Source organism: Streptomyces sp. NBC_00385, from assembly GCF_035917155.1.
Taxonomy (GTDB): domain Bacteria; phylum Actinomycetota; class Actinomycetes; order Streptomycetales; family Streptomycetaceae; genus Streptomyces; species Streptomyces poriferorum.
Window position 1 is genome coordinate 8,456,099 of record NZ_CP107951.1, and the last position, 25,960, is coordinate 8,482,058.

The window sequence follows — 25,960 nt, forward strand, 5'->3', positions numbered from 1 at the left end:
GTCCGAAGTTATGCTGCTGGCAATTCATCCTTCCGGAGAGGACACGCCCGTGGCTGTGGGACCTGTGGAGTACCTCGTCGTCGCCTTTCCCGGCAGCCGTTTCACCGGTGCCATCGCGCCGGCACTGGCGGAAGCGGTGGCGTCCAAGGCGGTGCGCATCATCGACCTGACCTTCGTGCACCGGGCCGAGGACGGTGCGATCGAGATCATCGAACTGGATGACCTCGACCCGGACGACCTGGTCTCCTTCGAGCCGGTCGAGGGTGAGGTCGGCGGCATGCTGAACAGCGACGACATCCGGACCCTGGGCGAGAGCGTGCCGCCGGGCAGTTCCGCGGCGCTGATCGTGTGGGAGGACCTCTGGGCCCTGCCCCTCACCGAGGCGGTCCGCGCGTCGGGCGGGCAACTCGTCGCCCATGAGCGGATTCCCGCAGAGGTGGCGGAGGCCGCAGTGGCGGCCGCCGCGTCCGCACGCTGAGAACGCACCGCAACCGCACCGGAAAGGCGTACGACATGCCGATCTTTCGAGGACCTGGAATGAACCGTCGCGGGCCCGGTCTGCTCGGCGCGGCGGCGCGCACGGCCGTCGTCGCGGGAACCGCCTCGGCGGTCAGCGGCCGCGTCCAGCGGCGCCAGCAGGCGAGGTTCGCCGAGGACGACTCCGAGCAGATGGCCGAGGAGCAGATGCGTCAGCAGATGCAGATGCAGGCGGCCCAGCAGCAGGCGGCCCAGCAGCAGGCCGCTCAGCAGCAGGCCGCCCAGGCGCCCGCCGACGATCTCATCGGCCAACTGGAGCGACTGGCGGAGCTGAAGAAGCAAGGCATCCTGACCGATGCCGAGTTCGAGGCCCAGAAGGCAAGACTTCTGGCGGAGTGAGACCCGCCGGGCCGTGGTGGCCGGCCCTCCCGCCGGGCCCGGCGGGCGAGAACGCGATTCCCTCCCGTCGTCTTCGTTCGCCGCGCCCGTCCTGTGGCCTCCGTGTGCCCCTCTCCGACCTTCCCGGGGCCTTCCCACGGACTCCCCGCCGCAGAACGAGCCGGTTCGTGCTGCATCAACGCCCGGTGGCGCGGCGACGGGTTCTGGGCGGCGCGTCAGCGCCGCGCCCCAGGTCGGACGCACTGTGCACCCCACCTGGCACCCCCCTCGGTCTGCCGGCGCGCTCGATCGATGATCACCGGCGTTTTACTTTGTCGATTTCCCGACATCATGCGACTTTTGATCCGGCCAGGCCGAAATCAATTCGGATACGTGTCGGGAAAAGAGGAATCTCATCGTGCAAACCGCCAGGGCCGTCCCGGCAGCCTCTGTTCTCAACCTGCGGGATCTGGGTGGCATCGCTCTCGGGCCCGGCCGGCAGGTGCGGCCCGGCGTGGTGCTGCGCTCGGGTCAGCTCAGCGGGCACGATCCGGTACACGACGCGACGGTGGCCGTGCTCGGCATCCGTACGGTCGTCGACCTGCGGACCGCGGACGAGCGGGCCTCGGCGCCCGACCGTCTGCCGCCCGGCGCCCGGCTGTTCGTCGCCGACGTGCTCGGAGACGATCCGGGCGTGGCGCCGGCCAGGCTCCGTGCCCTGCTCGCCGATCCGGTCGAGACCGAGCGGCTGCTCGGGGGCGGCAAGGCCGAGGAGATGTTCGCCGAGACCTACCGGCAGGTGGTGCTCTCGCCGCGTGCGGCGGCCGCCTATCGGGCCTTCCTCGAGACGGCGGCCGACGACGCCGCGCGCCCGGTGCTCTTCCACTGCACGACGGGCAAGGACCGGGCGGGCTGGGGGGCGGCCCTGCTGCTGCTTCTTCTCGGTGCCTCCCGCGATGTCGTCCGGGAGGAGTTCCTCTCCGTGAACCCGGTGATGCGGGTCGCCTTCCGGCCGTCCGTACAGAGCTATCTCGACGCGGGCGGTGACCCGGAGATCGCCTCCGCGATCATCGAGGTCAGGCCCCGCTACCTCGACACGGCGCTGGACGCCATGGACGAGCGCTGGGGAGGGATCGACGGGTACGCGCGCGACGGACTGCGCATCCCGGAGGCCGCGCTGCGGCGGCTGCGCGACGACCTGGTGGTGCCCGCCGGCTGACCCGCCGGCCGCACTGCACCGCGTGACTCCGCCCCCGGCGATGGCGCCGGGGGCGGAGTCACGTCCGGGTCGGGACGCGGGGCCGCCCCGCGGGAAGGGGGCGGCCCCGCAGGCCCGTGGGGCGACCGGACGTCTCACACGTTCAGCAGCCGCTCGGTGAGGTCCCGGTAGTGCTGCAGCGTGACGCGCAGTTCCTCGGTCCGCATTCCGGAATCACCGTCCCGTCCGACGGTTCCGAGCGTGCGCCGATGCTCTTCGAGCGCGTCCTTGAGGCCCTCGACGACGGAGTCGAACGTGCTCTCGGCTTCCTCGACCGCGCGGCGGGGGCTCTCGACGAACTCGCTCACCGCGTGCTGGATCCGCAGGGCGAGCTTGTCGTGGTCGCCCTCCGGGAAGAGGGGCCGGAGCGCGTGGGACTCACTTGCGTCGCCGGCATCCGCCATGCCGTCCCCGTTCAGGGGCGCCGCGGCAGGGGCCTTCGTCCGCGGCCTCGCGTCCGGGGCATTGTCCGGCTGCGCCTTTCCCGCGGTGCCCGTCGCTCCGGCGCTCGCTGCGCGGGTCTCCCGGGTGCCGCGGTCCGCGCCACCGTCGGGAGCGGTGGACCGGGGCTTCTTCGCCGCCTCGGGAACGTCGCTGGGGACGGGCGGGATGTTTCCGGTGTCGTGTGTCATGCCTTGCCACTTCCTTCCGCATGGTGCGGGTGCCGACGAACAGGCCGGTCCGTTCCGTTCGATACGAGGACGTCGAACAGGCCGCGGGCCTCCAGCAGCGCCTCCCGCAAGTCCTCCGTGCCGCCGTCGCCCTGCCGGGCGGCGTGCACCCGGCGATAGCCGTTGACGTGTTCGGCGTGGTGAACGGAGAGCGCGGCGCTCTGCTCCCCGAAGTCGCTGCCGTCGGGGAAGCCGAGGTCCCGGGCCAGTTCGGCCAGCAGGATGTCCGCCTCTGCCACGGCTTGCTGCGGTGCGTCGACGAAGCCGCCCTCGATCCGCGTCCAGCGGTCCGAGTACTGGGCGCGTGCCTCGGACGTCAGGGGGCGCTCGTGCAGGGAGCGGTGCCGCTTCAACCGCTCGTGCAGCTCGCGTTCGGCGGCCTTCGTGTCGCCGTCGTGGCGGGCGACGGCCCGGTCGTACTCGGGCCCGAAACGCCGCCGCATTCCCTGGCCGCCTGCCTGTCGTGTGTACAGGAACGCACCTGCGCAGACCGCCACCAGGGCCACCGCGACGATGATCACTACGGTCGTCATGGTCACCACTTCCGCCGGGTCCAGGTTCGCGTGTGGCTGTGCATCACTCTCACCATCCCTTTCGGTCGTGTCCCGTCGTCGTCCGGACGGGCGTGCTGCTCGTGTACCCCGCCGTCCGCGTTGCAAGGCCCGTTGTCTGCCCGCCCGGCCGGGTCCGGCCGCCACCGGGCGGCGTGGGTATCGTGAAGGGGCCGCACACCACAGGCATCTCCGAGAGGGGCATCACGGTGACCGAGCGCAAACCTGCGGGCGTCAGCTTCGAGTCATGGGTCGACAAGCAGATTCGGGAATCCGAACAGCGTGGTGACTTCTCGCAGTTGCCGGGATTCGGCAAGCCCCTCGAAGGACTCGACCGCCCGTACGACGAGGCATGGTGGATCAAGGCGAAGATGGAGCGCGAGGGGATGTCCGTGCTGCCGCCGGCGCTGGCCCTGCGCAAGGAGGCGGAGGAAACCCTCGCCGCCGTGCCCCGGACGCGGACCGAGGCCCAGGTGCGGCGGATGCTGGGCGAGGTGAACGAGAAGATCGCCGAGGCCGTCAGGAGGCCGCCGCCCGGGCCACTCCTGAAACTTGAGCCGTTCGATGTCGAGGCTGTCGTCGAGGAGTGGCGCACGGCGCGCCGTTCCTCCTGAAGCCTCTGGTGGCGTCCTGCTCCCTCTCGGGTGCGTAATACTCGGAGCATGAGATCAGGCATTACGGCGCGAGCGCGCCAGGCGCTGGGCGAAGACGTCGGGATCAGACGGGCCGGTGCGCGGGACACGAAGCGCCTGACCCGGCTCGTTCGCACCTCTCGCGCTTACGAGGGCCCGTACGCACCCATGGTCGCCGGCTACCGGGTGGGTCACGACTACGTCGAGACGCACAGGGTCTTCGCGGCCGTGGGGGAGACCACCGGCCGGCTGCTCGGCTTCTACTCCCTGATCCTCGACCCGCCCGAGCTCGACCTCATGTTCGTCGCCGACGACGCGCAGGGCGCCGGGATCGGGCGCCTGCTCATCGGGCACCTGAGGGACGAAGCGCACGCGGCCGGAGTCACCGAGGTGCGCGTCGTCTCGCATCCGCCGGCCGAGGGCTTCTACGCGAGCGTGGGCGCCCACCGGACCGGAATCGTGCGGGCCGCACCGCCCGCGGTGATGTGGGACCGTCCCGTACTCGTGCTGCCGGTCGGCTGAGATCGGCCGGGGATCCGGCGTCCCGCGACGCGGCGGGCGGCCCGGTTGCCGGAGGTCTACCGTGTGGAAAAAGGGGCACGACACGTACAGGCACTGCGCGTAGGCGGACGGAGGTCCACGGTGAGCCCACCCGAGGAGGAGCAGGGACAGGACCGCGGGTGGGGGCGCCGGGAGACGGAGGAGGAACGGGCCGACCGCCGGTGGACCGATCTGCTCCAGGAACTGCGCGTCGCCCAGACCGGCGTACAGATTCTCTTCGGCTTCCTGCTCGCCGTTGTCTTCCAGCCGCGCTTCACGGATCTCTCCGACACCGACCGCACGATCTACGTGGTCACGGTGATGTTCGGCTCCGCCACGGCGGGCGCGCTCATCGGGCCCGTGTCGTACCACCGGCTGCTCACGGGGCGGCGGATGAAGCCGCAGACGGTCACCTGGGCGTCCCGCCTGACCGTGATCGGACTGGTCCTGCTGTTCTGCACGATGTGTTCGGCGCTCCTGCTGATCCTGCGTGTGGCGCTGCACAACGCTCTCGCCCTCTGGCTTGTGGGCGGGATGGCACTGTGGTTCCTCATCTGCTGGTTCGTCTTCCCCGCCTGGGCGCTGACCCGGTCCCACGGCCGCCGGGGAGAGCGGTGACGGCGCACGGAGTCACGGCGCGCCGGCGTCCTCGGCGTGGTGCACGTCCGTGAGGGTGAAGAGCCCGCCGTCCGGATCGATGAGTGTCGCCTCGCGTCCTTCCGGCCGGGACAGCTCCTCGACCAGTGAACCGCCGTGCTTCTGGGCCGACGCGACAGCGACGGTGACGTCGTCCACCGGGAAATTGACCTGCCAGTGCGGGCGGACCAGCGGGTCCGGCGCGGCCTCGAGCGCGCCCGAGCTGATCCGGGCCAGCTGGCGCCCGCCGCACTGGACGACCACCTCGTCCTTCGCGTACGCCACTTCGCAGGAGCCTGGCCGTCCGCTTGCCCAGTCCAGGACCTCGCCGTAGAAGATCGCGGCGTCGAACGCGTTGCGCGTGCGCAGCCGCAGCCAGGCGTGCGCGTGTCCGTCCGGGGCGGGCGGCGACGTGGCGGGCGCGGTCCGCTCCCAGATGCCGAAGCCCGCACCGTCCCGGTCGGCCGCCAGTGCGCCGCGCCCCTTGCCCAGCGTCAGCGGGCCGACCGCCACGGTTCCGCTGCGCTCCCTGATCCGGGAAGCGGTGACATCGGCGTCCTGGACGGCGAAGTAGGGCGTCCACGCCACCGCGACGTGGAAGGTGGTCGCCACGGCGCCGATCCCGGCGACGGGTACGTCACCGCGGCGGGCGACCGAGAACTCCTGGCCGAGTTTGCCCGGCCGGAACGTCCAGCCCATCACCGGGCCGTAGAACTCCTGGGCGGATTCCAGGTTCAGGGTCATCAGATTGACCCAGCAGGGCGCCGCCGGCCCGGTCAGCGGTGCGGGCGCGGATGCCGTACCAGAGGTACTTCCGGTCATGGTCCTACTGCCTTCATGGGGGGTGCGGCAGATGTGTGCCGGTGGCCCTGAGGGCCCCCACCAGCCTCTCCGCGGGCGGCCGCTCCCGCAACACGCGGCGGCGCGGCCGAGAGGTCGCAGGCGCGGGCGCCCGGGAGGAGGGGGCTTCCGGGGGGAAGGCCACCGATCCGGGATTGCGCCTGCTTCGGTCCGTACGCGGCGGGCCGCTCAGTCGCGACGCTCGTCGTCGTCCCGGTGCTGGGGCTCGTGACCGTGCTCACCGAGCTCGTAGGGCGACAGCCCCCGGCCATCGGCGGGGAAGGCGTCGTCACCGTGGACGTCGGGTTCCTCGACGTGCGTGCGATGGTCCGGTGCCAACGGCTGCTCCTCGGGCCGGGGCGGCGGCAGTTCCTGGTCGCGCCGCCGCTTGCCCAGCCAGAAGGCGCCGATCAGCACGGCCACCAGGACCACGCCGACGACGCCCAGTACCGCCCCGGTCGCGCCCCGTCCGTCCGCGAGGGTGATGGCCAGGGAATTCAGGGCTCCATCCGATACATCCATGCTTGCCGGATACCCCAGGGCGAGGCAGTCACTCGACTCTGGCATCGAATTCATGTTTTAAGTGGATATAGCCGCCGAAAATGTTTGGAACGGTGTGGGCTGCTCGTTCACGGGTACCCGCGGGGCTTCCGGGCCGCCCGTGTCGCAGGCGTCCGCCCGCGGGGCGAGCCTGGAAGTGACCCCTTGGGAAGGAACCGCGGTGAACAGCACACAGGAAAAGCAGCAGTCCGAGGAGAGCCGGGACGGCCGCGAGGTGTCGGTCGTCGTCAGCGGGTGCGGGAAGGACGACGCGCGCACGGTCTTCGACGTGCTGCGGGCCGCCTTCGTCACCGACCGGGCCTCGGTCGACGTACCCCACGACGTCGACGGCAAGCGGCCCACGGCATGGGTCGTGACCGTCGACGTCGCCGAGGCCCGGGTGGTGTCCGGGTCGGTGCGGCTCGGCGAGCCCGTCACCGTCGACGCGCAGGGCGGCTACTGGGCGGTCGACCGGCTCCGGCAGGGCCTGGCGGGCGCCTTCGCCGTGCAGGTCGTCGGCACGGTCTCCGGCGACCAGGAGGAAGAGGTCCGGCTGCGGCTGAGGAACAAGTAGGCCGAACGCCGCGCCGCCCCCGGGTTCACGACGCGGAGCCGCCACCGGACTGGTAGAAAGCAGACAAAACTACCTCTCGAAAGGTGTCGTCACGTGGACCCGACCAGCCGGGGGAGGAGCGGCGAGGGGGAGGGGCGGGCAACCGGCCACCGTTCCACCCTCACCCTGAACATCAACGGAACCGATCACACCCTGACGCTCGACCACCGCACCACGGTCCTGGACACGCTGCGCGGGCACCTGGGCCTGACCGGGGCGAAGAAGGGCTGTGACCACGGCCAGTGCGGCGCGTGCACCGTGCTCGTGGACGGGCGGCGCGCCAACAGCTGTCTGCTGCTGGCCGTGGCGCAGGACGGGGCCCGGATCACCACGGTCGAGGGCCTGGCCGAGGGCGACCGGCTGCACCCGCTCCAGGAGGCCTTCGTGGCGCGCGACGCGCTCCAGTGCGGTTACTGCACGCCCGGGCAGATCTGCTCGGGCGTCGGCGTTCTGGGCGAGGCGCAGGACGGCTTCCCGTCCCACGCGACCGCGCCCACCGCGCCCGTCACCGTCCCGGTGGCACTCGACGCCGCCGAGATCCGCGAACGGATGAGCGGCAACCTGTGCCGGTGCGGCGCGTACCCCCGTATCGTCGAGGCGATCGGGGATGTCGCGTCATGAAGCCCTTCGCCTATGTGCGCGCGGCATCGGTCGCCGAAGCGGTCCGCGAGAGCGCCGCCCGACCCGGGGCCCGGTTCCTCGGCGGCGGCACCAACCTGGTCGACCTGATGAAACTCGGCGTGGAGCGTCCCGGCCTCCTCATCGATGTCAGCCGGCTGCCGCTGGACCGGGTGACGGACACGGCCGACGGCGGACTGCGCATCGGGGCCACCGTCCGCAACAGCGATCTGGCCGCCCACCCCGCTGTCCGTACCCGCTATCCCGCGCTCTCCCAGGCGCTGCTGGCCGGAGCCTCGGGCCAACTGCGCAACACCGCCACCACCGGCGGCAACCTGCTCCAGCGCACCCGCTGCCCGTACTTCCAGGACACGTCGAAGCCCTGCAACAAGCGGGAACCCGGCAGCGGCTGCCCGGCCCGTGAGGGCGCCCACCGCGACCTCGCGGTCATCGGTCATTCGACCGCGTGCGTGGCCACCCACCCTTCGGACATGGCAGTGGCGCTCGCGGCCCTCGACGCCGTGGTGCTCCTGCACGGACCGGATGGCGAACGGACGGTGGCCGTCACCGAGTTCCACCGTCTGCCGGGGGACGACCCGAGTGCGGACACCGTGATCCGGCCGGACGAAATGATCACCGAGGTGGTCCTTCCTCCGCTTCCCGAGGGCACGGTCTCCCTCTACCGCAAAGCCCGCGACCGTGCCTCGTTCGCGTTCGCCCTCGCCTCCGTGGCGGCCGTCCTTCGTGTGCGCGACGGGCGGATCGAGCACGCCGCCCTGGCGTTCGGCGGACTCGCCCACCGGCCGTGGCGCGCCCGCACCGCCGAGGAGGCCCTGCACGGCGCACCCGCGGGGGACGCCGTGTACCTGAGCGCGGTGGACGCCGAACTGGCCGCGGCCCGGCCGCTGCGCGACAACGCGTTCAAGGTGACTCTGGCCCGGCACCTGGCCGTCGACGCCCTGGCCGCACTCACCACCCGCGCCTGAAGACGCACGCCCCCGGGGCACCCGCCGACGGGTGCCCCCCGAACAGCCGAGGATTCCGCCATGAGCCACGCCCCCCAGCCGCTCGGCGCCCCCGTCGTCCGCCGTGAGGGCCGGGACAAGGTGACCGGCGTCGCCCGCTACGCAGCCGAACGCAACCTGCCCGGCTGCCTGTACGCCTGGCCGGTGCCCGCCACCGTGCCCTGCGGCCGGGTCGCCGCGATCCGGACCGCCGACGCCCTCGCCCTCCCCGGTGTGCACGCCGTCCTCACCCACGAGAACGCGCCAAGGACCCGGGAGCCGGACGACCCGATCCTCGCCGTGCTCCAGAACGACCGTGTGCCGCACCGCGGCTGGCAGATCGCTCTGGTGGTGGCCGACACCCTCGAAGGCGCACGGGCCGGCGCCGAGGCGCTGGACATCACCTATGAGACCGCCGCGCACGACGCCGTCCTCACCGCCGACCACGCCGGCCTGTACACGCCGGAGACCGCCAACGGCGGGTACCCGGCCGTGCGGGAACGTGGCGACGTCGACCGCGCGTTCGCCGCGGCGCCCGTCCAGGTGGACGCCACGTACACGAGTGGCCCGCTGCACAACCACCCCATGGAGCCGCACGCCACGACCGCTCTCTGGTCGCAGGACGGGCGCCTCACCCTGTACGACTCCAGCCAGGGCGCCACCAAGGTGCGCGACAGCCTCGCCACCGTGTTCGGACTCCGGCCGGACCAGGTCACCGTCGTGTCGCAGCACGTCGGCGGCGGCTTCGGCAGCAAGGGCACTCCGCGTCCCCAGGCCGTGCTCGCCGCCATGGCCGCGCTCCACACGGGACATCCCGTGGAACTGGCCATGCCCCGGCGCCACATGGCCGCCGTCGTCGGCCATCGGGCACCCACCGTGCAGCGCGTCCGGCTCGGGGCTTCGAGCGACGGGACCCTCACCTCGGTGGCCCACGAGATCATCACGCACACCTCCACCGTCAAGGAGTTCGTGGAACAGGCCGCCGTCCCGGCCCGCGTGATGTACGGATCCGCGCACAGCCGGACCGTCCACCGGGTCGCCGCGCTCGATGTGCCGAGCCCGTCCTGGATGCGCGCCCCGGGTGAGGCGTCCGGCATGTACGCCCTCGAATCAGCCATGGACGAACTCGCGTCGGCGCTCGGGCTCGACCCCGTCGAACTGCGCCTGCGCAACGATCCGGCCGCCGAGCCCGACTCCGGCAAGCCGTTCAGCAGTCGCGGTCTCGCCGCCTGTCTCCGGGACGGTGCCGCCCGCTTCGGCTGGCACGACCGCGACCCGCGTCCGGCGGTCCGCCGGGAAGGCGCCCTGCTGCTCGGCACGGGCGTCGCCGCCGCCACGTACCCCGTCCTCGCCGCCGCCTCCCACGCCTCGGCGCACGCGGCCCCCGACGGCTCCTACCGCATCGCCGTCAACGCCACCGACATCGGCACCGGCGCCCGGACGGTCCTGGCCCAGATCGCCGCACACGTGCTGGAGACGCCGGTGGAGAACGTGACCGTCGACATCGGGGACAGCGATCTGCCGGACGCCCCGCTGGCCGGCGGCTCCTCCGGCACCGCCTCCTGGGGCTGGTCCGTGCACAAGGCGGCCACCGCCCTCGTGGAGCGGCTCGGCGAGAGTTCCGGACCGCTGCCGGCCGCCGGAGTGACCGTCACCGCGGACACCGCCGAGGAGACGGCCGAGGAGTCGCCCTACGCACGCCACGCGTTCGGAGCCCACTTCGCGGAGGCCGCGGTCGACTCGCGGACCGGTGAGGTCCGCGTACGCCGGATGCTCGGGGTCTTCGCCGCCGGTCACATCCTCAACTCCCGTACCGCACGCTCCCAGTTCATCGGCGGCATGACCATGGGGCTCGGTATGGCCCTGACCGAGAGCAGCTCGCTCGACCCGGTCTTCGGGGACTTCACCGAGAGCGATCTCGCCTCGTACCACGTGCCGGCCTGCGCCGATGTGACCGGCCTGGAGGCGCACTGGATCGACGAGGACGACCCGCACCTCAATCCGATGGGCAGCAAGGGCATCGGGGAGATCGGCATCGTCGGCGCGGCCGCGGCCCTCGGCAACGCCTTCCATCACGCCACCGGCGTCCGGCTGCGCACGCTCCCGCTCACTCCGGACCGGGTGCTGTCCGCCCTGTACTGAGGCCGGCACCCCTGTCCACCGGACACGAATGTGCCGGTCACCGGGGGTGCGGGGTCGGTTGTGTTGCGCATCCGGCCCTGCGGCCTCACCCTGAGGAGTGACCCAGAAGTGACATCTGCTCACTCTTCGTATTCGGGGGTCGTTCGTTCAACGGGGCGAAGCATGTGGGCCTCGATGTGAGGAGCCTCGACGATGACCGTTCCACTCGACCGGCACTATCTGGTCGAACTCCAGGTATCGGCAGAGCGTGTGTCCCAGCTGCGACGGATAGTCGCCGCACACCTCCGCCACTGGAGTCTCGAACTCCACATCCGGCCCGTGTGCCGTGCTGTGGAAGAGCTGCTGACCAACGTCCAGCGGCACGTCGGCGACGACAACACCTGTGTCCTCGAACTCCGCTGGTCCGGACGGCACCTCACGGTCTCCGTCGCCGACAACGGTTCCGACATGCCGCGGCTGCTCCAGGAGGGCGGCGGCCTCAGCCGCGTCATGGCCCTCAGTGACAGCTGGGGCACCTGCCGGACGGCCGAGGGCAAGGTCGTCTGGTTCACCCGCTACGCGCAGGAGCCCCAGCACATCGAGCTGGTGCCGCTGCCGCCGCTGCCCGGCGTCCGCGAGTCGCGCCGGGCGCCGGCCGCCGTGGTCGAGGAGCTCCCCACGGCCGCCCCGGCCCGGACCGACGCCCCCGTCCTCGTCTGAGGCGCGCCGCACGGAGCGGCCCCGACGCCCCCGACCCACCCCTGCCCCCTTCCGGCGCGGATCGCATGCCTCAGGCATGCATGGTCCGCGCCGGTCGGGTATGCGGAGGGCGGGGGCCCGCGTTGCGCCGGCGTCGGTGGCGCGGCACGGTCGAAGTACCGAGGCAAGGAGGCCACAGTCATGCCCATCGCGACGGTCAACCCCGCGAACGGCGAGACCCTCAGAACGTTCGACGCCCAGGGAGCGGACGAGATCGAGCGGCGGCTCGCCGCGGCGGACGCCGCTTTCCGCACCTACCGCACCACCGGGTTCGGCGAACGGTCCCGGCTGCTCAACCGCGCCGCGGACCTCCTCGACGAGGACCAGCAGGACATCGCCCGCACCATGACCCTGGAGATGGGCAAGCCCCTCAAGGCCGCCCGGGCCGAAGCGGCGAAGTGTGCCAAGGCCATGCGCTGGTACGCGGCCCACGCCGAGGGACTCCTCGCTGACGAGCACTCCTCGCCCGCCGATGTCGAGGACTCCGGTGCCTCCCGCGCGTACGTCCACTACCGGCCGCTGGGCACCGTGCTCGCCGTGATGCCGTGGAACTTCCCGCTCTGGCAGGTCGTGCGGTTCGCGGCCCCCGCACTCATGGCCGGCAACACGGGGCTGCTGAAGCACGCCTCGAACGTGCCGCAGACCGCGCTGTACCTGGGTGACCTGTTCCACCGGGCCGGATTCCCCGCCGGGTGCTTCCAGACCCTTCTGGTGGGCTCCGGAGCGGTCGAGGCGATCCTGCGCGACCGCAGGGTGGCCGCGGCGACCCTGACCGGCAGCGAACCGGCCGGCCGCGCCGTGGCGGCCGTCGCGGGGGACGAGGTCAAGCCCACCGTCCTGGAGCTCGGCGGCAGCGACCCCTATCTCGTCCTGCCCTCCGCCGACGTGGCCAAGGCAGCCCGCACGGCGGTCACCGCCCGTGTCCAGAACAACGGACAGTCCTGCATCGCGGCCAAGCGGTTCATCGTGCACACGGAGGTGTACGAGGAGTTCGCCGAACGTTTCAGCGTGGGCATGCGCGACCTGAGCGTCGGCGATCCGCTGGAGGAGTCCACCGACATCGGTCCGCTCGCCAGCGAACAGGGGCGCACCGACCTGGAGGAGCTCGTCGACGACGCCGTACGCCACGGCGCGACCGCCCTGTGCGGCGGCGGCCGGCCCGAGGGCCTGACCGGCGGACTGGAGCGCGGCTGGTTCTACGCCCCGACGGTTCTCGCCGGGATCACTCCCGCCATGCGCATCCATCACGAGGAGACCTTCGGCCCGGTCGCCACGCTCTACCGGGCCGAGAGCCTCGACGAGGCCCTGGCGCTGGCCAACGACACGCCCTTCGGGCTCAGTTCCAACGTCTGGACCCGCGACGCCGAGGAGAGCCGGCGCTGCATCCGTGACCTGGAGGCGGGCGGTGTGTTCTTCAACGGCATGACGGCCTCGCACCCCGCGCTGCCGTTCGGCGGGGTGAAGCGTTCCGGATACGGACGTGAGCTGGCCGGTCACGGCATCCGTGCGTTCTGCAACGCCACCACCGTCTGGTACGGCCCCGAGCCGAGGTAACCGGACCACCGCTCCCGTCCACTGAGAGGTGACCATGAGTGACGCCCCGCCGACCTCGCCGACGACCGGTCCGACCGACGAGGAGATCGCCGCGCTCGACGCGCACTGGCGGGCGGCCAACTATCTCGCCGTCGGCCAGATCTACCTGATGGACAACCCGCTGCTGGCCCGGCCGCTGGTCCCCGAGGACATCAAACCCCGGCTGCTCGGACACTGGGGCACCTCACCGGGGCTCAATCTCGTGTACACCCATCTCAACCGCGTGATCGCCTCGCGCGGCACCGACGCGCTCTGCGTCTGGGGCCCCGGGCACGGCGGTCCCGCCGTCCTCGCCAACTCCTGGCTGGAGGGCAGTTACTCGCAGACGTACCCCGACGTCAGCAGGGACGCGGCGGGGATGGCGCTGCTGTTCAAGCAGTTCTCCTTCCCCGGCGGCGTACCCAGCCACGTCGCGCCGGAGACCCCCGGCTCCATCCACGAGGGCGGCGAACTGGGCTACGCCCTGGCCCACGCCTATGGCGCCGCACTCGACCACCCGGACCTGCTGGTCACGTGCGTCATCGGAGACGGCGAGGCGGAGACCGGACCGCTCGCCGGATCCTGGCACGCCAACAAGTTCCTCGATCCCGTCCATGACGGGGCCGTCCTTCCGGTCCTCCACCTCAACGGCTACAAGATCGCCAACCCGACCGTGCTCGCCCGCCTCCCCGAGACGGAACTCGACGCCCTGCTGCGCGGCTACGGGCACGAACCCCTGTACGTGGCGGGGGACGACCCCCTCACGGTGCACCGGGCGATGGCCGCCGCGATGGACCGCGCCGTCGACCGCATCCGGGAGCTCCAGGACGCCGCCCGGACCGGCGGCGAGACCGGACGCCCGCGCTGGCCCATGATCGTGCTGCGTACCCCCAAGGGCTGGACCGGCCCCGCCGAGGTCGACGGACTGCCCGTCGAGGGCACCTGGCGCGCCCACCAGGTCCCGCTGCCCGGGGTTCGCGACAACCCTGAGCACCTGCGGCAGCTGGAGCGGTGGCTGCGCTCGTACCGGCCCGAGGAACTCTTCGACACCGAAGGACGCCCCACGGACCAGGTACTCGCCTGTGTACCGGAGGGCGAGGCGCGGCTCGGCGCCACCCCGTACGCCAACGGCGGTCTGCTGCTGCGCGATCTGCCCATGCCGGCCCTCGACGAGCACGCCGTGCGGGTGGACAAGCCGGGGACCGTCCTCCACGAACCGACCCGGGTCCTCGGCGGCCTGCTGGAGGCCGTCATGGCGGCCACCGCCGGCCGGCGGGACTTCCGGGTCGTCGGCCCCGACGAGACCGCTTCCAACCGCCTCGACGCGCTCTACGAGGCCACCGGAAAGGCCTGGCAGGCGGCCGCCCTCCCGACCGACGAGCATCTCGCCCGCGACGGCCGGGTCATGGAAGTGCTCTCCGAGCACCTGTGCCAGGGCTGGCTGGAGGGCTATCTGCTCACGGGCCGGCACGGACTCTTCTCCTGCTACGAGGCGTTCGCCCACATCGTCGACTCGATGGTCAACCAGCACATCAAGTGGCTGCGGACCTCGCGCCGGCTGCCCTGGCGCCGCCCCATCGCCTCCCTCAACTACCTGCTCACCTCGCACGTCTGGCGCCAGGACCACAACGGCTTCTCGCACCAGGATCCGGGCTTCGTCGACCACATCCTGAACAAGAGCCCCGAGGTCGTACGCGTCTACCTGCCCCCGGACGCGAACACCCTGCTCTCCGTGGCCGACCACGTACTGCGCAGCCGGGACTACGTGAACGTGATCGTGGCGGGCAAACAGCCCGGCTTCGACTGGCTCACCCTCGACCGGGCCCGCGCGCACTGCGCACGCGGCGCGGGTGTCTGGGAGTGGGCGGGCACCGAGGACGGCAGCCGCGGCCCCGACGTCGTGCTCGCCTGCGCCGGGGACGTCCCCACCCTGGAGGTCATCGCGGCCGCCGGACTGCTGCGACGGCATCTGCCGGAACTGTCCGTCCGGGTGGTGAACGTCGTCGACATCGCCCGCCTCATGCCCCACTCCGAGCACCCGCACGGGATGCCGGACTCCGAGTACGACGCCCTGTTCACCCGCGACAAGCCGGTGATCTTCGCCTACCACGGCTATCCCTGGCTGATCCACCGGCTGGCCTACCGCCGCACCGGACACGCCCAGCTGCACGTCAGGGGCTACAAGGAGGAGGGCACGACCACCACGCCCTTCGACATGGTGGTCCGCAACGACCTCGACCGCTACCGCCTGGTCATGGACGTCATCGACCGTGTCCCCGGCCTGGGGGTCCGTGCCGCGGAGGTGCGCCAGGAGATGGCGGACACCCGGTCCCGCCACCACGACTGGATCCGCGCCCACGGCACGGACCTGCCGGAGGTGGCGGACTGGACCTGGGAGGGGTGAGCGCACGGCGAAGGCCCGGACGGACACGCCGTCCGGGCCTTCGCCGTGCGGGGGGTCAGCGGCCGACCGCGCGGGCCAGCTCCGCCTTCGTCATCGACGAACGCCCCTTGACGTTCCTGTGCTTCGCCTCTTCGTAGAGCTGGTCGCGGGTGGGGCCCGCGGCGCCGCTGTGCGAGCGGAGTCCGCCACGCCGCGAGGACGGGATGTCCTCGACCGACGTACGGCTCGCGGTCCGCGACTCACCGGCGCGGGCGCGCTCCTTGTTCACGGTCCGGGCGGCGATCTCCTCGGCGCGGTCCTCGCCGACGCCGCGCTCCTGGACGCTCTCCTTGATGTGCTCGTACTGCCGTTCCCGCTTCCGATTCGATCCGCGTGGCATGACGCGTTCTCCTCTCGGTGGCTTCGGCCCGGGGGACACCTCCAGTGTGGCAAAAGGGGCCGGGCCGGAGCCATCGGCTCAGTAGCGCAGTGCCGCAGCGATCCGTCCGTGCTCCTTGAGCGAGTCGTCCGCGACGAAGACGACGTCGGCGCCGCTGTCCAGCGCCGCTTCGACCAGCTCGTCGACGATGTCCTCGCGGACGTTGCCGTCCGCCGGGTCCGCCGCGTCGCCGTTCACCGGCACCAGGTGCTCCCGGTCGACCCGGACCGTCTGCTGGTAGTGCTCCTCCACCGCCACCAGGCCGGCACGCCCCTCCCGTACGGCGGCCCACACCTCGTCGAGGCCGCCGGCGAAGGCACGCCGCCCGCGGGCTTCGTCCAGCTTGCCGTCGATCTCCGCGGCGAACCGCTTCTGCCGGGCCTCCAGCGCGGGGCGGAGCTCGGTCAGCAGATCGCTGGGCGAGGTGTCGGCGGGGGCGCCCTTGGTGACCCGGCCCACCGCGTCCTTGGCGGCCTCGCCGACCTCGTCGAGCAGCGCGAGCGCGGGGGCGAGGCCCACCAGGTAGAGCGGGCGAGGATCGGTGGCCAGTACCCCGCGCAGCTTCTCGTCCACCGTGCGCATGAAGTGCCGGGTCTCCTCGTCGGTGAACGTGCTCGGTGTGTCGCCGATCCGTTCCTCGCGCTGCGGGTTGGGGACCTCGTGCGGAGCCGTCAGCGGGAAGCCGCCGATGTGCTCCTCGTGCGCGGCGTCGGACGTGCCGCTGAACAGGGCGGCGTGGTCCGCGGACACGGTCAGCGTCCAGAACGGCTGCGCCTGCGCCTTCGCGGCGACCAGGTTGCGGGTCAGGTAGGTGTCGCTGAGCACCACTCGTTCGGGTGCGGTGCGGGGCAGCTGCCAGATCTGGAACTCGTCGGCCGTCGCGAGGATGACCAGAGCGTCCAGGGCGCGGCGCGGATCGACCTCGTCGACCGCGCGGTCGAGCTGCTGCTTGACCGCCGCGCGCACCTCGCGGCCGGCGTCGGAGTCTGCGTCGAGCCGGCTGCCGGCCTCGGACACCAGGTTGCGCAGCCGTACGGCGTCCTGGGCGTTGTCCGGTGCGCGCCGGTGCGTCGGCATGGTCAGGGACAGGGCCGGATAGGGCTTGGCCGCGCGGAGCTCTTGCAACAGACCGGCGGTCAGGGCGTCCGTATCCATCAGTTCCCTCCCGGGGGACTTGTGCGCACTGCCGTGCGAGCGGGTGATTCGACGAGTCAATTCATACCTTTTGATCCTAATATGGGCGAGTTGGTCATTCCGGGTCCGGGAGGTATGCGCGATGTCCACGCTCACCGTGTGGAAGTTCCAGTCGGCCGAAGGCGCGGAGGACGTGGAGACAGCGCTGAAATCCCTTCAGAAGGAGGGACTGATCAAGATCCTCGACGCCGCCGTCGTCAGCTGGCCCGCCGACCGTGCCAAGCCGCGCACGAAACAGCTGCTCAACCTGGTCGGCGCGGGCGCTCTCAGCGGCACCTTCTGGGGCATGCTGTTCGGGCTGATCTTCCTGATGCCGCTGCTCGGCGCGGCCATCGGCGCGGCCGCCGGAGCGCTCGGCGGAAAGCTGGCCGATGTCGGGATCGACGACGACTTCATCGCCGAGGTCAAGGAGAAGATCACGCCCGGCACTTCGGCCCTGTTCCTGCTCACCATGAACGAGGTGCCCGACCGGATCGGCGAGGCGCTCCCCGGCGGCGGAGCCGAGCTGCTCCACAGCAATCTGGACAGCCTCGGCGAGCAGCGGCTCCGCGACGTCTTCGGCGAGGACGCGGCATGACCACCCCGGAAGCGGCCCCGCGGCCGACCCCCCTCTCGTCGGCCCCTACTCCCCTATGTACTTCCGAGCAGACGGAGCGTCCGTGAACCAGACCAGTCCCGCGCGGCGTGCCTCCGGCCGCCGCGCCGCCCGCAGCCTGACCCCCGCCCTGCTCGCCGCGCTGATCGTCGCCGGCACCGCGGCCTGCGGCAGCGACGACAGCTCGTCGCAGGGCACGGCCCGAAGCATCCAGACCGTGTCCCCGGAGCCGGCCAGGACGGCCACGGCCACGGCCACCGAGAGTCCGCGCACCCAGGACGACTTCGCGGCCTCGGTCTCCGCCGATGTGGAACGCAACCGGCAGAAGGCGGTTGCGACGCTGGAGGGAGTCGAGGGCAAGGGCAACGCCGTCGAGGACGTTTCCGTCAACGGACTCCCGGTCGTGGCATCGGAGCAGTTCCGCAGTGCCCTCGTGCGGGTGACCAACCGCACCGACGAGCCCGCCTTCTATGCCGTGCGGGTCGAGTTCGTGGACGCGTCCGGCAAGGTCCTCGACTCCGTGGTGCTCGGCTTCGCCGACGCACCGCCGGACCGGACGGTCAGTCAGCACGCCAACAGCCGCAAGGCCGCCGGCGTCAAGTCGTTCCCCCGGATCGCCCAGGCCGAGCGCGGCTGACGGCCGGGACCGGGTGAGCCCTGCCACCGGCGCGGTCACGGACGCGCTGCGAGAACTGCACTCCAGGTACGCCGGGGTCGGCGAAGGCGAGCTGGCGGACCACATCCCGCAACTGGCCCTCGCCGACCCGGGCGCCTTCGGCCTGGCCCTGATCAGTATGGACGGTCACCGGTACAGCACGGGCGATGCCGGTGTCCCGTTCACCATCCAGTCGGTGTCGAAGCCGTTCGTCTACGCCCTGGCCCTGTCCCTCCTGGGTCTCGACGAGGTGTCCCGCTGGGTGAACGCCGAGCCCAGCGGCGAGGCGTTCAACGCCATCAGCCTGGAGCGCGGCACCGGGCGCCCGGCCAACGCGATGGTCAACGCCGGTGCCATCGTCACCACGGCCCTCATCCCGGACACCCCCGTCGCGCCGAGGTTCGGACGCATCCTCGACTGCCTGAGCCGCTTCGCCGGCCGGAGGCTCGACGTCGACGAGGAGGTGTACGCCTCCGAGGCCGCCACCGGCGACCGCAACCGCGCTCTCGCCTACCTCATCCGCAGTACCGGGCCCCTGCCCGTGGACCCGGTGGCGGCGGTGGAGACGTACTTCCGGCAGTGTTCGGTACGGGTCACGGCCCTGGATCTCGCCGCGATGGCGGCGACCCTGGCGCACGGCGGCGTCAACCCGCTCACCGGGGAGAGGATGGTGGCCGAACCCGTCGCCGCCCAGGTGCTCGCCGTGATGGCGACCTGCGGCATGTACGACGCGTCGGGCGACTGGCTGCTCCGCGTGGGGCTGCCCGCCAAGAGCGGGGTGTCCGGCGGGGTGATCGCCGCCGGGCCGGCCAGGTTCGGGCTGGCGACGTACAGCCCGCTGCTCGACCGGACCGGGACGTCCGTGCGGGGACGTCTGGCGATCGGGACGCTCTCGGAGCGCCTCGGCCTGCACCTGATGCACAACCCGGCGCTGGCGGGCTCCACCGTCACCCTGGTCACCACCTCCGCGGAGCTTCCGGGCGGGCCGGAGACCGGGAGAGGGCACCCCGACCGAGGCCGGGTGGCGGTCGCCGCCGCCCAGGGAGCACTGGACTTCACCGCCGCGGAGCGGGTCCTGTACGCCCTGGACGAGGCGGGAACCGGACGGGCCGGCGCCGTGGTGCTCGACCTGGTGCGGGTGACGGACATCGACACCGTGGCCCGGGCGATGCTGCGCAGCGGACTGGCCCGGCTCGCCGCCGACGGCAGGCGCACCGCCGTGGCCGATCCGGACGGCCGCCTCCGGGAGCCGGGCGAGCAGGCCGGGGCCACACGCTCCTTCGCTTCCCGCGAGGAGGCCGTCGCCCGGTGCGCGGCGACGGCCTCGGGCTGAGCCGGGAGGGTCAGGTCACCAGATGGCTTCGACCCACTCGGGGTGGTCGATGAACGGGTTCCGGTTGTGCTGGAACTGATCGAATATGACGTCGTTGCGCCGCTGCTCGAAGGTGTCCGGCGGGTCCTGCTCGCTCCACGTCTTCAGTACCGAGAGCCGGCCGATGTTCGGTGCGGAGCCGTTCGACACGCTGTCGTTGGGTTCGAGGTCGGCGAACGAGTCGTCGCCCTCGTAGCGCACCGCCATGTAGAGGATCATGCGGGCCACGTCGCCCTTGACCGCGTCGCGCGGTTCGAAGGAGTCTCCGTCGGTGTAGTTGCCGGGCGCGCCGCCCAGCTCGGTGCCACCGTTGTCGAAGTCCTTGTTGCCGCGTGTGGAGTTGACCGACACGTCTTCCGGGCGCAGGTGGTGGACGTCCGTACCGGGGCCCGTGGCCGTGCCGAAGTCGCCGTGCGACTTGGCCCAGACGTGCTCCCGGTTCCACTGGCCGACGTTGCCGCCGTTGTCGCTCTTGGGTTCGGAGCGGCCGGTGTAGAGGAGGATCACGTTCGAGGAGTTGGCCGGGTCCTCGTCGGTGGCCTTGAGCGCGTCCCACACCTGGCTGTAGCTGAGCTTGGTCTGGTCGCTGATGATCGTGTGCAGGGCGCCCTTGAGCGCGGTGCCGGTCTTGCCGAGCGCGTCCTGGTAGTACGTGTCGTCCAGGGCGCCGAGCGGGCCGGCGGACCGCGCCGGGACCTGCGGTGTCGTGGCCGGTGCGGCCGCAGCGGTTCCGCCGAGCACCGCGAAGGCGGCGAGCGTGGCCAGTACGGGGCGCCGGTGGAAAAGGTGACGACGGGACATGTGGGGTGTCCTCTCCGGAAATACGGGCACCGCGGCGCCGTCACAGGGTGGGGGGCGGCTCCGCGGTGGTCGTGTTGCTTGGTGGTCAGCGGGAGCCTTCCACACGCACCGTGACCGAGGTGTGAACACTGCGTACCTATCATGTGCAGGTCAAGTGAGCGTCGGGGGCGGGCCTCGGATGCGCCCCTGTCGGCGGGGGGCGAGAATTGCCGCAAGGACGAGGAGGCGGCATGAGTGACGAGCCCGAATCCGTATCCGTACGGGGCGTGACCCCCGACAGCCTTTTGCACACCGGTGCCAGCGACCATCCCTCGGCGGAGGACGTGGTCCTCGCCTCCGGGCGCGACCTGACACCCCGGAATCTCGAGTGGGCGGAACGCAGGCTTGCCAGGGAGGGCAGGGCGGCCATCGACAAGCAGCTGCCGTAGACCCTCTCGGCCCGGCGCCCGTCGTGGTCACCGGCATCCGTCGGCGGCGCGCGGGCGCCGGGCCGCAGCGGGGCGGGGAGCCGGTGCGGGCGCTCGCCGGCGGCAGGTTGTGCGGGCGTACGGCGCTGCTCGGTTAGCCTGAACACAATATGAACCGTTTGACGACGTCAGGGGCCGGTTACGACCTCGCCCGATTCCCCGAGAACCCCCGCGACCCGTTCCGAGCATGGGACGCGGCCGACGAATACCTGCTGCGGCACCTGGAGGGGATCGACGGGGCCGAGCCGGTAGTCCTCTCCGGCAGCGTCGTGATCCTCGGCGACCGCTGGGGCGCGCTGGCCACGGCGCTGGCCGCGCACCGCCCCGTACAGATCACCGACTCCTACCTCGCGCAGCGGGCGACGGCGGCGAACCTGGAACGCAACGGCACCGACCCCGATGCCGTGCACCTGCTGTCCGCCCGTGAGACGCCGCCGGACCGGATCGACGTCCTGCTCGTCCGCGTGCCCAAGAGCCTCGCGCTCCTCGAGGACCAGCTGCACCGGCTCGCCCCCGCCGTCCACGCCGGCACGGTCGTCATCGGGACCGGGATGGTGAAGGAGATCCACACCTCCACCCTCAAGCTGTTCGAGCGGATCATCGGCCCCACCCGCACCTCGCTCGCGGTCAAGAAGGCCCGGCTCATCCACTGCACGCCGGACCCCTCCCTGGCCCGCACCCCCAGCCCCTGGCCGTACCACTACGAGCTGCCCGACGACGTCGGGGCCGTCGCCGGCCGCACGGTGGTCAACCATGCCGGGATCTTCTGTGCCGAGCGGCTAGACATCGGCACCCGCTTCTTCCTCAAGCACCTTCCGGTGCGCAGCGGCCCCGACCGGGTCGTCGACCTCGGCTGCGGGAACGGAGTGCTCGGCCTGGCCGCCGCACTCGCCAATCCCGAGGCCTCACTCACCTTCGTCGACGAGTCCTACCAGGCACTCGCCTCGGCCGAGGCGACCTTCCGGGCCAACGCCGGACCGGACACCGAGGCCCGCTTCGTGGTCGGGGACGGGCTGACCGGTGCGGAGCCCGGCGGCGCCGACCTCGTCCTCTGCAACCCGCCGTTCCACTCGCACCAGGCCACCACGGACGCGACCGCCCGGACCATGTTCCACGGCGCGCGCACCGCGCTGCGCCAGGGCGGCGAACTGTGGGTGGTGGGCAACCGGCATCTCGCCTACCACACCCAGCTCCGCCGGATCTTCGGCAACTGCACCACGGTGGCCGGCGACCCCAAGTTCGTCGTGCTGCGCGCCGTCAAACGCTGACATCAGGGCAGCCGGCCCGCGCCCCTTCCGGATTCTTGCAACACGTTCTACTGTGTGCGCCGCCGCACACGGGCGACGCGAAGCGAGACTCCTGGAGGGGCCGTGCACCTCGAATACACGCCTGAACAGCAGCAGTTGCGCACCGAACTGCATGCGTACTTCGCTGCCCTGGTCCCCGACAACGCCTACGCGCGCTATGCCGATCCGGCCGCCCAGAAGCGCTTCTACCGCGAGACGATCCGCCGCCTGGGCGCCGACGGCTGGCTCGGGGTCGGCTGGCCCACGGAGTACGGCGGCCGGGGTCTTTCGCCCATGGAACAGTTCATCTTCTTCGACGAGGCGGCCCAGGCGGGCGTGCCGCTCCCGCTGATGGCCCTCAACACCGTCGGCCCGACGATCATGCAGTTCGGCACGGACGAGCAGAAGGCCTACTTCCTGCCGAAGGTCCTGGCCGGGGAGCTCGACTTCGCGATCGGCTACAGCGAACCCGACGCCGGCACCGACCTCGCCGCCCTCAAGACCCGGGCGGTGCGCGACGGCGACACGTACGTCGTCGACGGACAGAAGATCTGGACGACCAACGGCGACACCGCGGACTGGGTCTGGCTCGCCGCCCGCACCGATCCGGACGCTCCGCCCCACAAGGGCATCACCATGCTCCTCGTGCCGACGTCCGACCCCGGCTACTCCTGCACCCTGATCAACACCCTCGCCTCGCACGACACCAGCGCCAGCTACTACGAGAACGTCCGCGTCCCCGTGTCCCGCCGGGTCGGCGAGGAGAACAAGGGCTGGCGGCTCATCACCAACCAGCTCAACCACGAACGCGTCACCCTCGCCGCCCACGGCACCATGGCCATCCGCGCCCTGCACAACGTCCGTCGCTGGGCCGCCGAAACCCGCCTCGCCGACGGCCGCCGCGTCATCGACCTCGGCTGGGTCCGCGCCCGCCTGGCCCGCACCCATGTCCGGCTCGACGCGATGAAGCTCCTCAACTGGCAGATGGTGTCCGCCGTCCAGCACGCCACCCTCACCCCGCAGGACGCCTCCGCGGTCAAGGTCTACGGCTCCGAGGCGCGCCGCGACGCGTACGCCTGGCTCATGGAGGTCGTCGGCTCGGCCGGACCGCTCAAGGAGGGCTCCGCGGGCGCCGTCCTGCACGGCGAACTCGAACGCGGATACCGGTCCGCCGTCATCTTCACCTTCGGCGGCGGCAACAACGAGATCCAGCGGGAGATCATCTCGTGGATCGGCCTCGGGATGCCGCGGGTACGCCGCTGAAGGGCCTGTGACGCGATCAGGCTGCCCGTTTCCCGCCGGCCGACCGCCGACCGGTGAGGGACGGACCGGTGCCGGAACCACCTCTTGCCCACGCACATGACCTGATGGGGAAGACTGAGGCCATGAGGGACATCGTTTTCACGCGCCGCAGCGGCTGGATCCCGAACGTGATCCGCGAGGGCGGCGAGCTGCAGCTGATGCTCGGTGCCGGGGCCGACGCCAACCATGACCCCCGCACCTTCACGTTCCCGATCGGCGAAGCCCACCTTGCGGTGATCCGGGAGGACCTGGCCCGGCACCTGCTGCTGTGGAGCGCGGTCCTTCCGCTGTGCGACGCGGCCGGAACCCGGGGCCCGCTCGACGAGAACGCCGCCGTCGCGCTCCTGGATCCGGTCCTCCTTTCCGCGCCGGCGGACGTCGACGCGACCTTCCGGCGGATCCGGTGGGCCAGGGGCCCGCTCATCTCCCACGGAGCCGACATCGATCTGCTGGAGCGCGGCCAGGTCTGCGCGGCGATGCGATCGGCGACCGAGAGGTCCGACGCGAAACGCACTCAGAAGTACCACGCGGACCGCCGTCGCGCCGAGCGCGGGCAGGTACTCGGCATCCTCGACGCCGCGCTTTTGATGTACACGGGCCAGTACCTGCACGGTGCGACGATTCCGAAGCGGCTGCCCGATGCCGTCGACCCCGCGCTGCTGCCCGAGGTCATGCGCGTGATCGCCACCGCGGAGCAGGCATGCGCCGGCCTGCGGATCGGCCGCGACCCGCGACGGGGAAAGCGCGGAACGGACAAACGCGACTGGGAGCGGATGGCGGCGACGGTCGAAGTGGCCGTGCGCGGCGTGTACCCCGAGCTCGTCGACGACGCGGTGCAGACCGTGAGCTTCCTGATGTGCTCGGAGGCCGTCGACCGCACCAGGAGCGCGCCCATGGACGATGACGAGGAGGCTGTCGGTGACCGCGCCGAGTCCGGTGGGAGCGCGCGGAAGACAAGCCTGTTGTTCACCGACGACAAGGATGCCGAGAAGAAGTGGCTGCGGAGCCAGTCCCGGACCGCCACCGCGGAGTTCTGGGAGTTCGTCGGCGATCACTATGCAGGCGACAACGAAGTGTTCACCATCGAGGACGAGGCGATGGGCGAAGGGCTTCAGTTCCACTTCTACGCGGACTCCATCGCCCGGATCACGACAGCGCGCAAGGGCGAAGGCGGGTCGGATCCGGAGTACCGGGTCGAGTACAGCCTGGTCGACGGCATGGGCGGGTACCGGAAGCTGCTGAGCGCCTTCGTCCGGGGCGGCTGCGCCGCGCTCGACGAGCACGGCTCCTGGATGTCGGATGCCGCCGATCTCGAACGCGCGCGCCGACGACGCGACGCCGCCCGGTAGCCCTGGCGGGAGCCGGCGCACGCGCCGTCGGAAGGAACTGCGAAGGAGCGGGGACAGCGGTTACCAGGACGAGGGAGGCGAGATGCGGGTGACCACGGTGGGAAGCTGCCCGCTCTCGATGAGCTGCCGGGGAAGGGAGAGCCCGAAGTGTTCACCGGCGACCGCCAGTACCCGGCGCTTCTGTTCGCCGGGCGGCAACTCCTCGTCGTCACCGGGCAGGTCGTCGAGGGAGTCTTCCGGCGGGATGAGCCCGGCCTCTTCCAGCGCCGGCCGCAGCAGGCCGGGCCGGGCTCCCGCAGGGTCGTAGCCGAACCCCAACTCGAAGTGCAGCTGCACCTCCCCGTCGGCCAGGTACGTGAAGAAGGAGGGCGGATCGTCCGGCCGGGGGTCGAGGATCAGGACCTCGGCGCCGCGGGAGACCGTCGGGTCCAGGGCCCAGCCTTCGCTGCCTCCGCATTCGACGATGAACGACCAGTCGTCGCTCCGGCCGATGCGGCCGGCGCAGAAGATCCGCGTGAGGTCGACCATGCGGGACGCTTCGTGCAGGGTCAGGGCAGGGCCGATCTCGACAGGTGCGTGGTCGGCGATGCGTTCGGCCAACTGCTCAGGGCTCAGGCCGCGGGCGCAGGTGATGTACAGGTCACCGGCGTTCATCGTCGCGCTCCGCCAGGCATCCGCGACCCAGGCAAGACCGTCGGACACCGTTGCTCTCCTTCCGTACGCAACATGGGGCCGGGCGGCCCGGGGAGAGCCTGGATCCGTGTCCACCCGGCGATCAGCAATGTACGGCTTCGGAACCGTGCAGGTCGCGGTCGTTCGTCATGCGTCGCACGGCACGAACACGGGCCCACAGTCGTTGCCATGGGGTGTGACCGCTACGTGCACCCCACCGCGTGGTGCGAACAGG

Annotated in this window: 28 protein-coding genes; 20 read left to right on the forward strand and 8 right to left on the reverse strand. The window is 71.5% G+C overall.

The genetic code is table 11. From position 1 onward, the window contains the following. Positions 1-49 precede the first annotated feature (49 nt). From OG959_RS37330 to OG959_RS37340, 3 genes are all read left to right on the forward strand, one after another. A complete protein-coding gene (locus OG959_RS37330) occupies positions 50-478 on the forward strand; it encodes a DUF6325 family protein (RefSeq protein WP_326665726.1) in 429 nt (142 codons plus the stop codon). Positions 479-537: 59 nt separating this feature from the next. Continuing rightward, a complete protein-coding gene (locus OG959_RS37335) occupies positions 538-876 on the forward strand; it encodes an SHOCT domain-containing protein (protein ID WP_326665728.1) in 339 nt (112 codons plus the stop codon). 397 nt (positions 877-1,273) lie between these two features. Further along, positions 1,274-2,074, forward strand: coding sequence for a tyrosine-protein phosphatase (locus tag OG959_RS37340; protein ID WP_326665729.1), 801 nt, complete (start codon positions 1,274-1,276; stop codon positions 2,072-2,074). A 134-nt stretch (positions 2,075-2,208) separates the two neighbouring features. Here OG959_RS37340 and OG959_RS37345 read toward each other — a convergent pair whose 3' ends face one another. Beyond that, a complete protein-coding gene (locus OG959_RS37345) occupies positions 2,209-2,745 on the reverse strand; it encodes a hypothetical protein (RefSeq protein ID WP_326665730.1) in 537 nt (178 codons plus the stop codon). Beyond that, positions 2,742-3,317, reverse strand: coding sequence for a hypothetical protein (locus OG959_RS37350; RefSeq protein WP_326665732.1), 576 nt, complete (start codon positions 3,315-3,317; stop codon positions 2,742-2,744). The genes OG959_RS37345 and OG959_RS37350 overlap by 4 nt, the downstream gene beginning before the upstream one ends. A gap of 227 nt (positions 3,318-3,544) precedes the next feature. Here OG959_RS37350 and OG959_RS37355 point away from each other — a divergent pair, with 227 nt between their 5' ends. From OG959_RS37355 to OG959_RS37365, 3 genes are all read left to right on the forward strand, one after another. Further along, the gene (locus OG959_RS37355; RefSeq protein WP_326665734.1) at positions 3,545-3,949 is read left to right on the forward strand and encodes a J-domain-containing protein; all 405 of its coding nucleotides are present in this window, start codon (positions 3,545-3,547) and stop codon (positions 3,947-3,949) included. A 48-nt stretch (positions 3,950-3,997) separates the two neighbouring features. Then, on the forward strand, positions 3,998-4,489 hold the full coding sequence (locus OG959_RS37360; RefSeq protein WP_326665736.1) for a GNAT family N-acetyltransferase: 492 nt from the start codon (positions 3,998-4,000) through the stop codon (positions 4,487-4,489). A gap of 120 nt (positions 4,490-4,609) precedes the next feature. Beyond that, positions 4,610-5,125: a DUF6328 family protein gene (locus OG959_RS37365; RefSeq protein ID WP_326665738.1), complete on the forward strand. Its 516-nt coding sequence runs from the start codon at positions 4,610-4,612 to the stop codon at positions 5,123-5,125. 12 nt (positions 5,126-5,137) lie between these two features. Here OG959_RS37365 and OG959_RS37370 read toward each other — a convergent pair whose 3' ends face one another. Together OG959_RS37370 and OG959_RS37375 are read right to left on the reverse strand one after the other, a co-directional pair. Further along, a complete protein-coding gene (locus OG959_RS37370) occupies positions 5,138-5,965 on the reverse strand; it encodes a VOC family protein (protein WP_326665740.1) in 828 nt (275 codons plus the stop codon). 207 nt (positions 5,966-6,172) lie between these two features. Beyond that, complete coding sequence (locus OG959_RS37375) at positions 6,173-6,505, reverse strand: DUF6479 family protein (RefSeq protein ID WP_326665741.1); 333 nt, start codon at positions 6,503-6,505, stop codon at positions 6,173-6,175. A gap of 199 nt (positions 6,506-6,704) precedes the next feature. On the opposite strand from OG959_RS37375, the gene OG959_RS37380 reads away from it, so the two are divergent. The 7 genes from OG959_RS37380 (at position 6,705) to OG959_RS37410 (ending at position 15,614) form a co-directional block, all read left to right on the forward strand. After that, positions 6,705-7,097, forward strand: a complete 393-nt coding sequence (locus OG959_RS37380) for a hypothetical protein (RefSeq protein WP_326665743.1) — start codon at positions 6,705-6,707, stop codon at positions 7,095-7,097. A gap of 93 nt (positions 7,098-7,190) precedes the next feature. Beyond that, positions 7,191-7,757 (forward strand): 2Fe-2S iron-sulfur cluster-binding protein, encoded by a 567-nt coding sequence (locus tag OG959_RS37385; protein WP_326665745.1) that lies wholly within the window; start codon positions 7,191-7,193, stop codon positions 7,755-7,757. Next, complete coding sequence (locus tag OG959_RS37390) at positions 7,754-8,740, forward strand: FAD binding domain-containing protein (protein ID WP_326665747.1); 987 nt, start codon at positions 7,754-7,756, stop codon at positions 8,738-8,740. Before OG959_RS37385 ends, OG959_RS37390 begins: the two co-directional genes overlap by 4 nt. A gap of 60 nt (positions 8,741-8,800) precedes the next feature. Continuing rightward, a complete protein-coding gene (locus OG959_RS37395; protein ID WP_326665749.1) occupies positions 8,801-10,900 on the forward strand; it encodes a xanthine dehydrogenase family protein molybdopterin-binding subunit in 2,100 nt (699 codons plus the stop codon). A gap of 192 nt (positions 10,901-11,092) precedes the next feature. Then, positions 11,093-11,599 carry an ATP-binding protein gene (locus OG959_RS37400; RefSeq protein ID WP_326665750.1) on the forward strand — a complete coding sequence of 169 codons (507 nt, stop codon included), beginning with the start codon at positions 11,093-11,095 and terminating at the stop codon, positions 11,597-11,599. A gap of 180 nt (positions 11,600-11,779) precedes the next feature. Then, the gene (locus OG959_RS37405) at positions 11,780-13,192 is read left to right on the forward strand and encodes an NADP-dependent succinic semialdehyde dehydrogenase (protein ID WP_326665752.1); all 1,413 of its coding nucleotides are present in this window, start codon (positions 11,780-11,782) and stop codon (positions 13,190-13,192) included. Positions 13,193-13,226: 34 nt separating this feature from the next. Then, positions 13,227-15,614: a phosphoketolase family protein gene (locus OG959_RS37410; protein WP_326665754.1), complete on the forward strand. Its 2,388-nt coding sequence runs from the start codon at positions 13,227-13,229 to the stop codon at positions 15,612-15,614. A 55-nt stretch (positions 15,615-15,669) separates the two neighbouring features. Here the strand turns inward: OG959_RS37410 and OG959_RS37415 are convergent, their stop codons facing one another. Together OG959_RS37415 and OG959_RS37420 are read right to left on the reverse strand one after the other, a co-directional pair. After that, positions 15,670-15,993 (reverse strand): plasmid stabilization protein, encoded by a 324-nt coding sequence (locus OG959_RS37415; RefSeq protein WP_326665756.1) that lies wholly within the window; start codon positions 15,991-15,993, stop codon positions 15,670-15,672. A 78-nt stretch (positions 15,994-16,071) separates the two neighbouring features. Continuing rightward, the gene (locus tag OG959_RS37420) at positions 16,072-17,187 is read right to left on the reverse strand and encodes a baeRF3 domain-containing protein (RefSeq protein WP_326665758.1); all 1,116 of its coding nucleotides are present in this window, start codon (positions 17,185-17,187) and stop codon (positions 16,072-16,074) included. A 121-nt stretch (positions 17,188-17,308) separates the two neighbouring features. Between OG959_RS37420 and OG959_RS37425 the strand changes: the two genes are divergently transcribed. The 3 genes from OG959_RS37425 (at position 17,309) to glsA (ending at position 19,809) form a co-directional block, all read left to right on the forward strand. Continuing rightward, positions 17,309-17,803: a DUF1269 domain-containing protein gene (locus OG959_RS37425; protein ID WP_326665760.1), complete on the forward strand. Its 495-nt coding sequence runs from the start codon at positions 17,309-17,311 to the stop codon at positions 17,801-17,803. 82 nt (positions 17,804-17,885) lie between these two features. After that, positions 17,886-18,458: a hypothetical protein gene (locus tag OG959_RS37430; RefSeq protein WP_326665762.1), complete on the forward strand. Its 573-nt coding sequence runs from the start codon at positions 17,886-17,888 to the stop codon at positions 18,456-18,458. A 13-nt stretch (positions 18,459-18,471) separates the two neighbouring features. Next, the gene (gene glsA / locus OG959_RS37435; RefSeq protein ID WP_326665764.1) at positions 18,472-19,809 is read left to right on the forward strand and encodes a glutaminase A; all 1,338 of its coding nucleotides are present in this window, start codon (positions 18,472-18,474) and stop codon (positions 19,807-19,809) included. A 15-nt stretch (positions 19,810-19,824) separates the two neighbouring features. On the opposite strand, the gene OG959_RS37440 is transcribed toward glsA, so the two are convergent. Next, on the reverse strand, positions 19,825-20,649 hold the full coding sequence (locus tag OG959_RS37440; RefSeq protein WP_326665766.1) for an endonuclease I family protein: 825 nt from the start codon (positions 20,647-20,649) through the stop codon (positions 19,825-19,827). Positions 20,650-20,879: 230 nt separating this feature from the next. On the opposite strand from OG959_RS37440, the gene OG959_RS37445 reads away from it, so the two are divergent. The 4 genes from OG959_RS37445 to OG959_RS37460 all read left to right on the forward strand — a co-directional run bounded on the left by OG959_RS37445 (position 20,880) and on the right by OG959_RS37460 (position 25,053). Next, positions 20,880-21,077, forward strand: coding sequence for a hypothetical protein (locus tag OG959_RS37445; RefSeq protein WP_326665768.1), 198 nt, complete (start codon positions 20,880-20,882; stop codon positions 21,075-21,077). A gap of 149 nt (positions 21,078-21,226) precedes the next feature. Beyond that, on the forward strand, positions 21,227-22,384 hold the full coding sequence (locus OG959_RS37450) for a methyltransferase (RefSeq protein ID WP_326665770.1): 1,158 nt from the start codon (positions 21,227-21,229) through the stop codon (positions 22,382-22,384). 102 nt (positions 22,385-22,486) lie between these two features. Continuing rightward, the gene (locus OG959_RS37455; protein WP_326665772.1) at positions 22,487-23,665 is read left to right on the forward strand and encodes an acyl-CoA dehydrogenase family protein; all 1,179 of its coding nucleotides are present in this window, start codon (positions 22,487-22,489) and stop codon (positions 23,663-23,665) included. Between the two features lie 122 nt (positions 23,666-23,787). Beyond that, positions 23,788-25,053, forward strand: coding sequence for a DUF6357 family protein (locus OG959_RS37460; protein ID WP_326665773.1), 1,266 nt, complete (start codon positions 23,788-23,790; stop codon positions 25,051-25,053). A gap of 60 nt (positions 25,054-25,113) precedes the next feature. Here the strand turns inward: OG959_RS37460 and OG959_RS37465 are convergent, their stop codons facing one another. After that, positions 25,114-25,755: a DUF6461 domain-containing protein gene (locus tag OG959_RS37465; protein WP_326665775.1), complete on the reverse strand. Its 642-nt coding sequence runs from the start codon at positions 25,753-25,755 to the stop codon at positions 25,114-25,116. Positions 25,756-25,960 lie beyond the last annotated feature (205 nt).

Bases quoted from the DNA above. Each gene is read 5' to 3' on its own strand.
- OG959_RS37335 (WP_326665728.1), top strand. From the start codon at position 538: ATGAACCGTCGCGGGCCCGGTCTGCTCGGCGCGGCGGCGCGCACGGCC.
- OG959_RS37345 (WP_326665730.1), bottom strand. From the start codon at position 2,745: ATGACACACGACACCGGAAACATCCCGCCCGTCCCCAGCGACGTTCCC.
- OG959_RS37350 (WP_326665732.1), bottom strand. From the start codon at position 3,317: ATGACGACCGTAGTGATCATCGTCGCGGTGGCCCTGGTGGCGGTCTGC.
- OG959_RS37360 (WP_326665736.1), top strand. From the start codon at position 3,998: ATGAGATCAGGCATTACGGCGCGAGCGCGCCAGGCGCTGGGCGAAGAC.
- OG959_RS37370 (WP_326665740.1), bottom strand. From the start codon at position 5,965: ATGACCGGAAGTACCTCTGGTACGGCATCCGCGCCCGCACCGCTGACC.
- OG959_RS37375 (WP_326665741.1), bottom strand. From the start codon at position 6,505: ATGGATGTATCGGATGGAGCCCTGAATTCCCTGGCCATCACCCTCGCG.
- OG959_RS37390 (WP_326665747.1), top strand. From the start codon at position 7,754: ATGAAGCCCTTCGCCTATGTGCGCGCGGCATCGGTCGCCGAAGCGGTC.
- OG959_RS37395 (WP_326665749.1), top strand. From the start codon at position 8,801: ATGAGCCACGCCCCCCAGCCGCTCGGCGCCCCCGTCGTCCGCCGTGAG.
- OG959_RS37400 (WP_326665750.1), top strand. From the start codon at position 11,093: ATGACCGTTCCACTCGACCGGCACTATCTGGTCGAACTCCAGGTATCG.
- OG959_RS37405 (WP_326665752.1), top strand. From the start codon at position 11,780: ATGCCCATCGCGACGGTCAACCCCGCGAACGGCGAGACCCTCAGAACG.
- OG959_RS37410 (WP_326665754.1), top strand. From the start codon at position 13,227: ATGAGTGACGCCCCGCCGACCTCGCCGACGACCGGTCCGACCGACGAG.
- OG959_RS37415 (WP_326665756.1), bottom strand. From the start codon at position 15,993: ATGCCACGCGGATCGAATCGGAAGCGGGAACGGCAGTACGAGCACATC.
- OG959_RS37420 (WP_326665758.1), bottom strand. From the start codon at position 17,187: ATGGATACGGACGCCCTGACCGCCGGTCTGTTGCAAGAGCTCCGCGCG.
- OG959_RS37425 (WP_326665760.1), top strand. From the start codon at position 17,309: ATGTCCACGCTCACCGTGTGGAAGTTCCAGTCGGCCGAAGGCGCGGAG.
- OG959_RS37440 (WP_326665766.1), bottom strand. From the start codon at position 20,649: ATGTCCCGTCGTCACCTTTTCCACCGGCGCCCCGTACTGGCCACGCTC.
- OG959_RS37445 (WP_326665768.1), top strand. From the start codon at position 20,880: ATGAGTGACGAGCCCGAATCCGTATCCGTACGGGGCGTGACCCCCGAC.
- OG959_RS37450 (WP_326665770.1), top strand. From the start codon at position 21,227: ATGAACCGTTTGACGACGTCAGGGGCCGGTTACGACCTCGCCCGATTC.
- OG959_RS37460 (WP_326665773.1), top strand. From the start codon at position 23,788: ATGAGGGACATCGTTTTCACGCGCCGCAGCGGCTGGATCCCGAACGTG.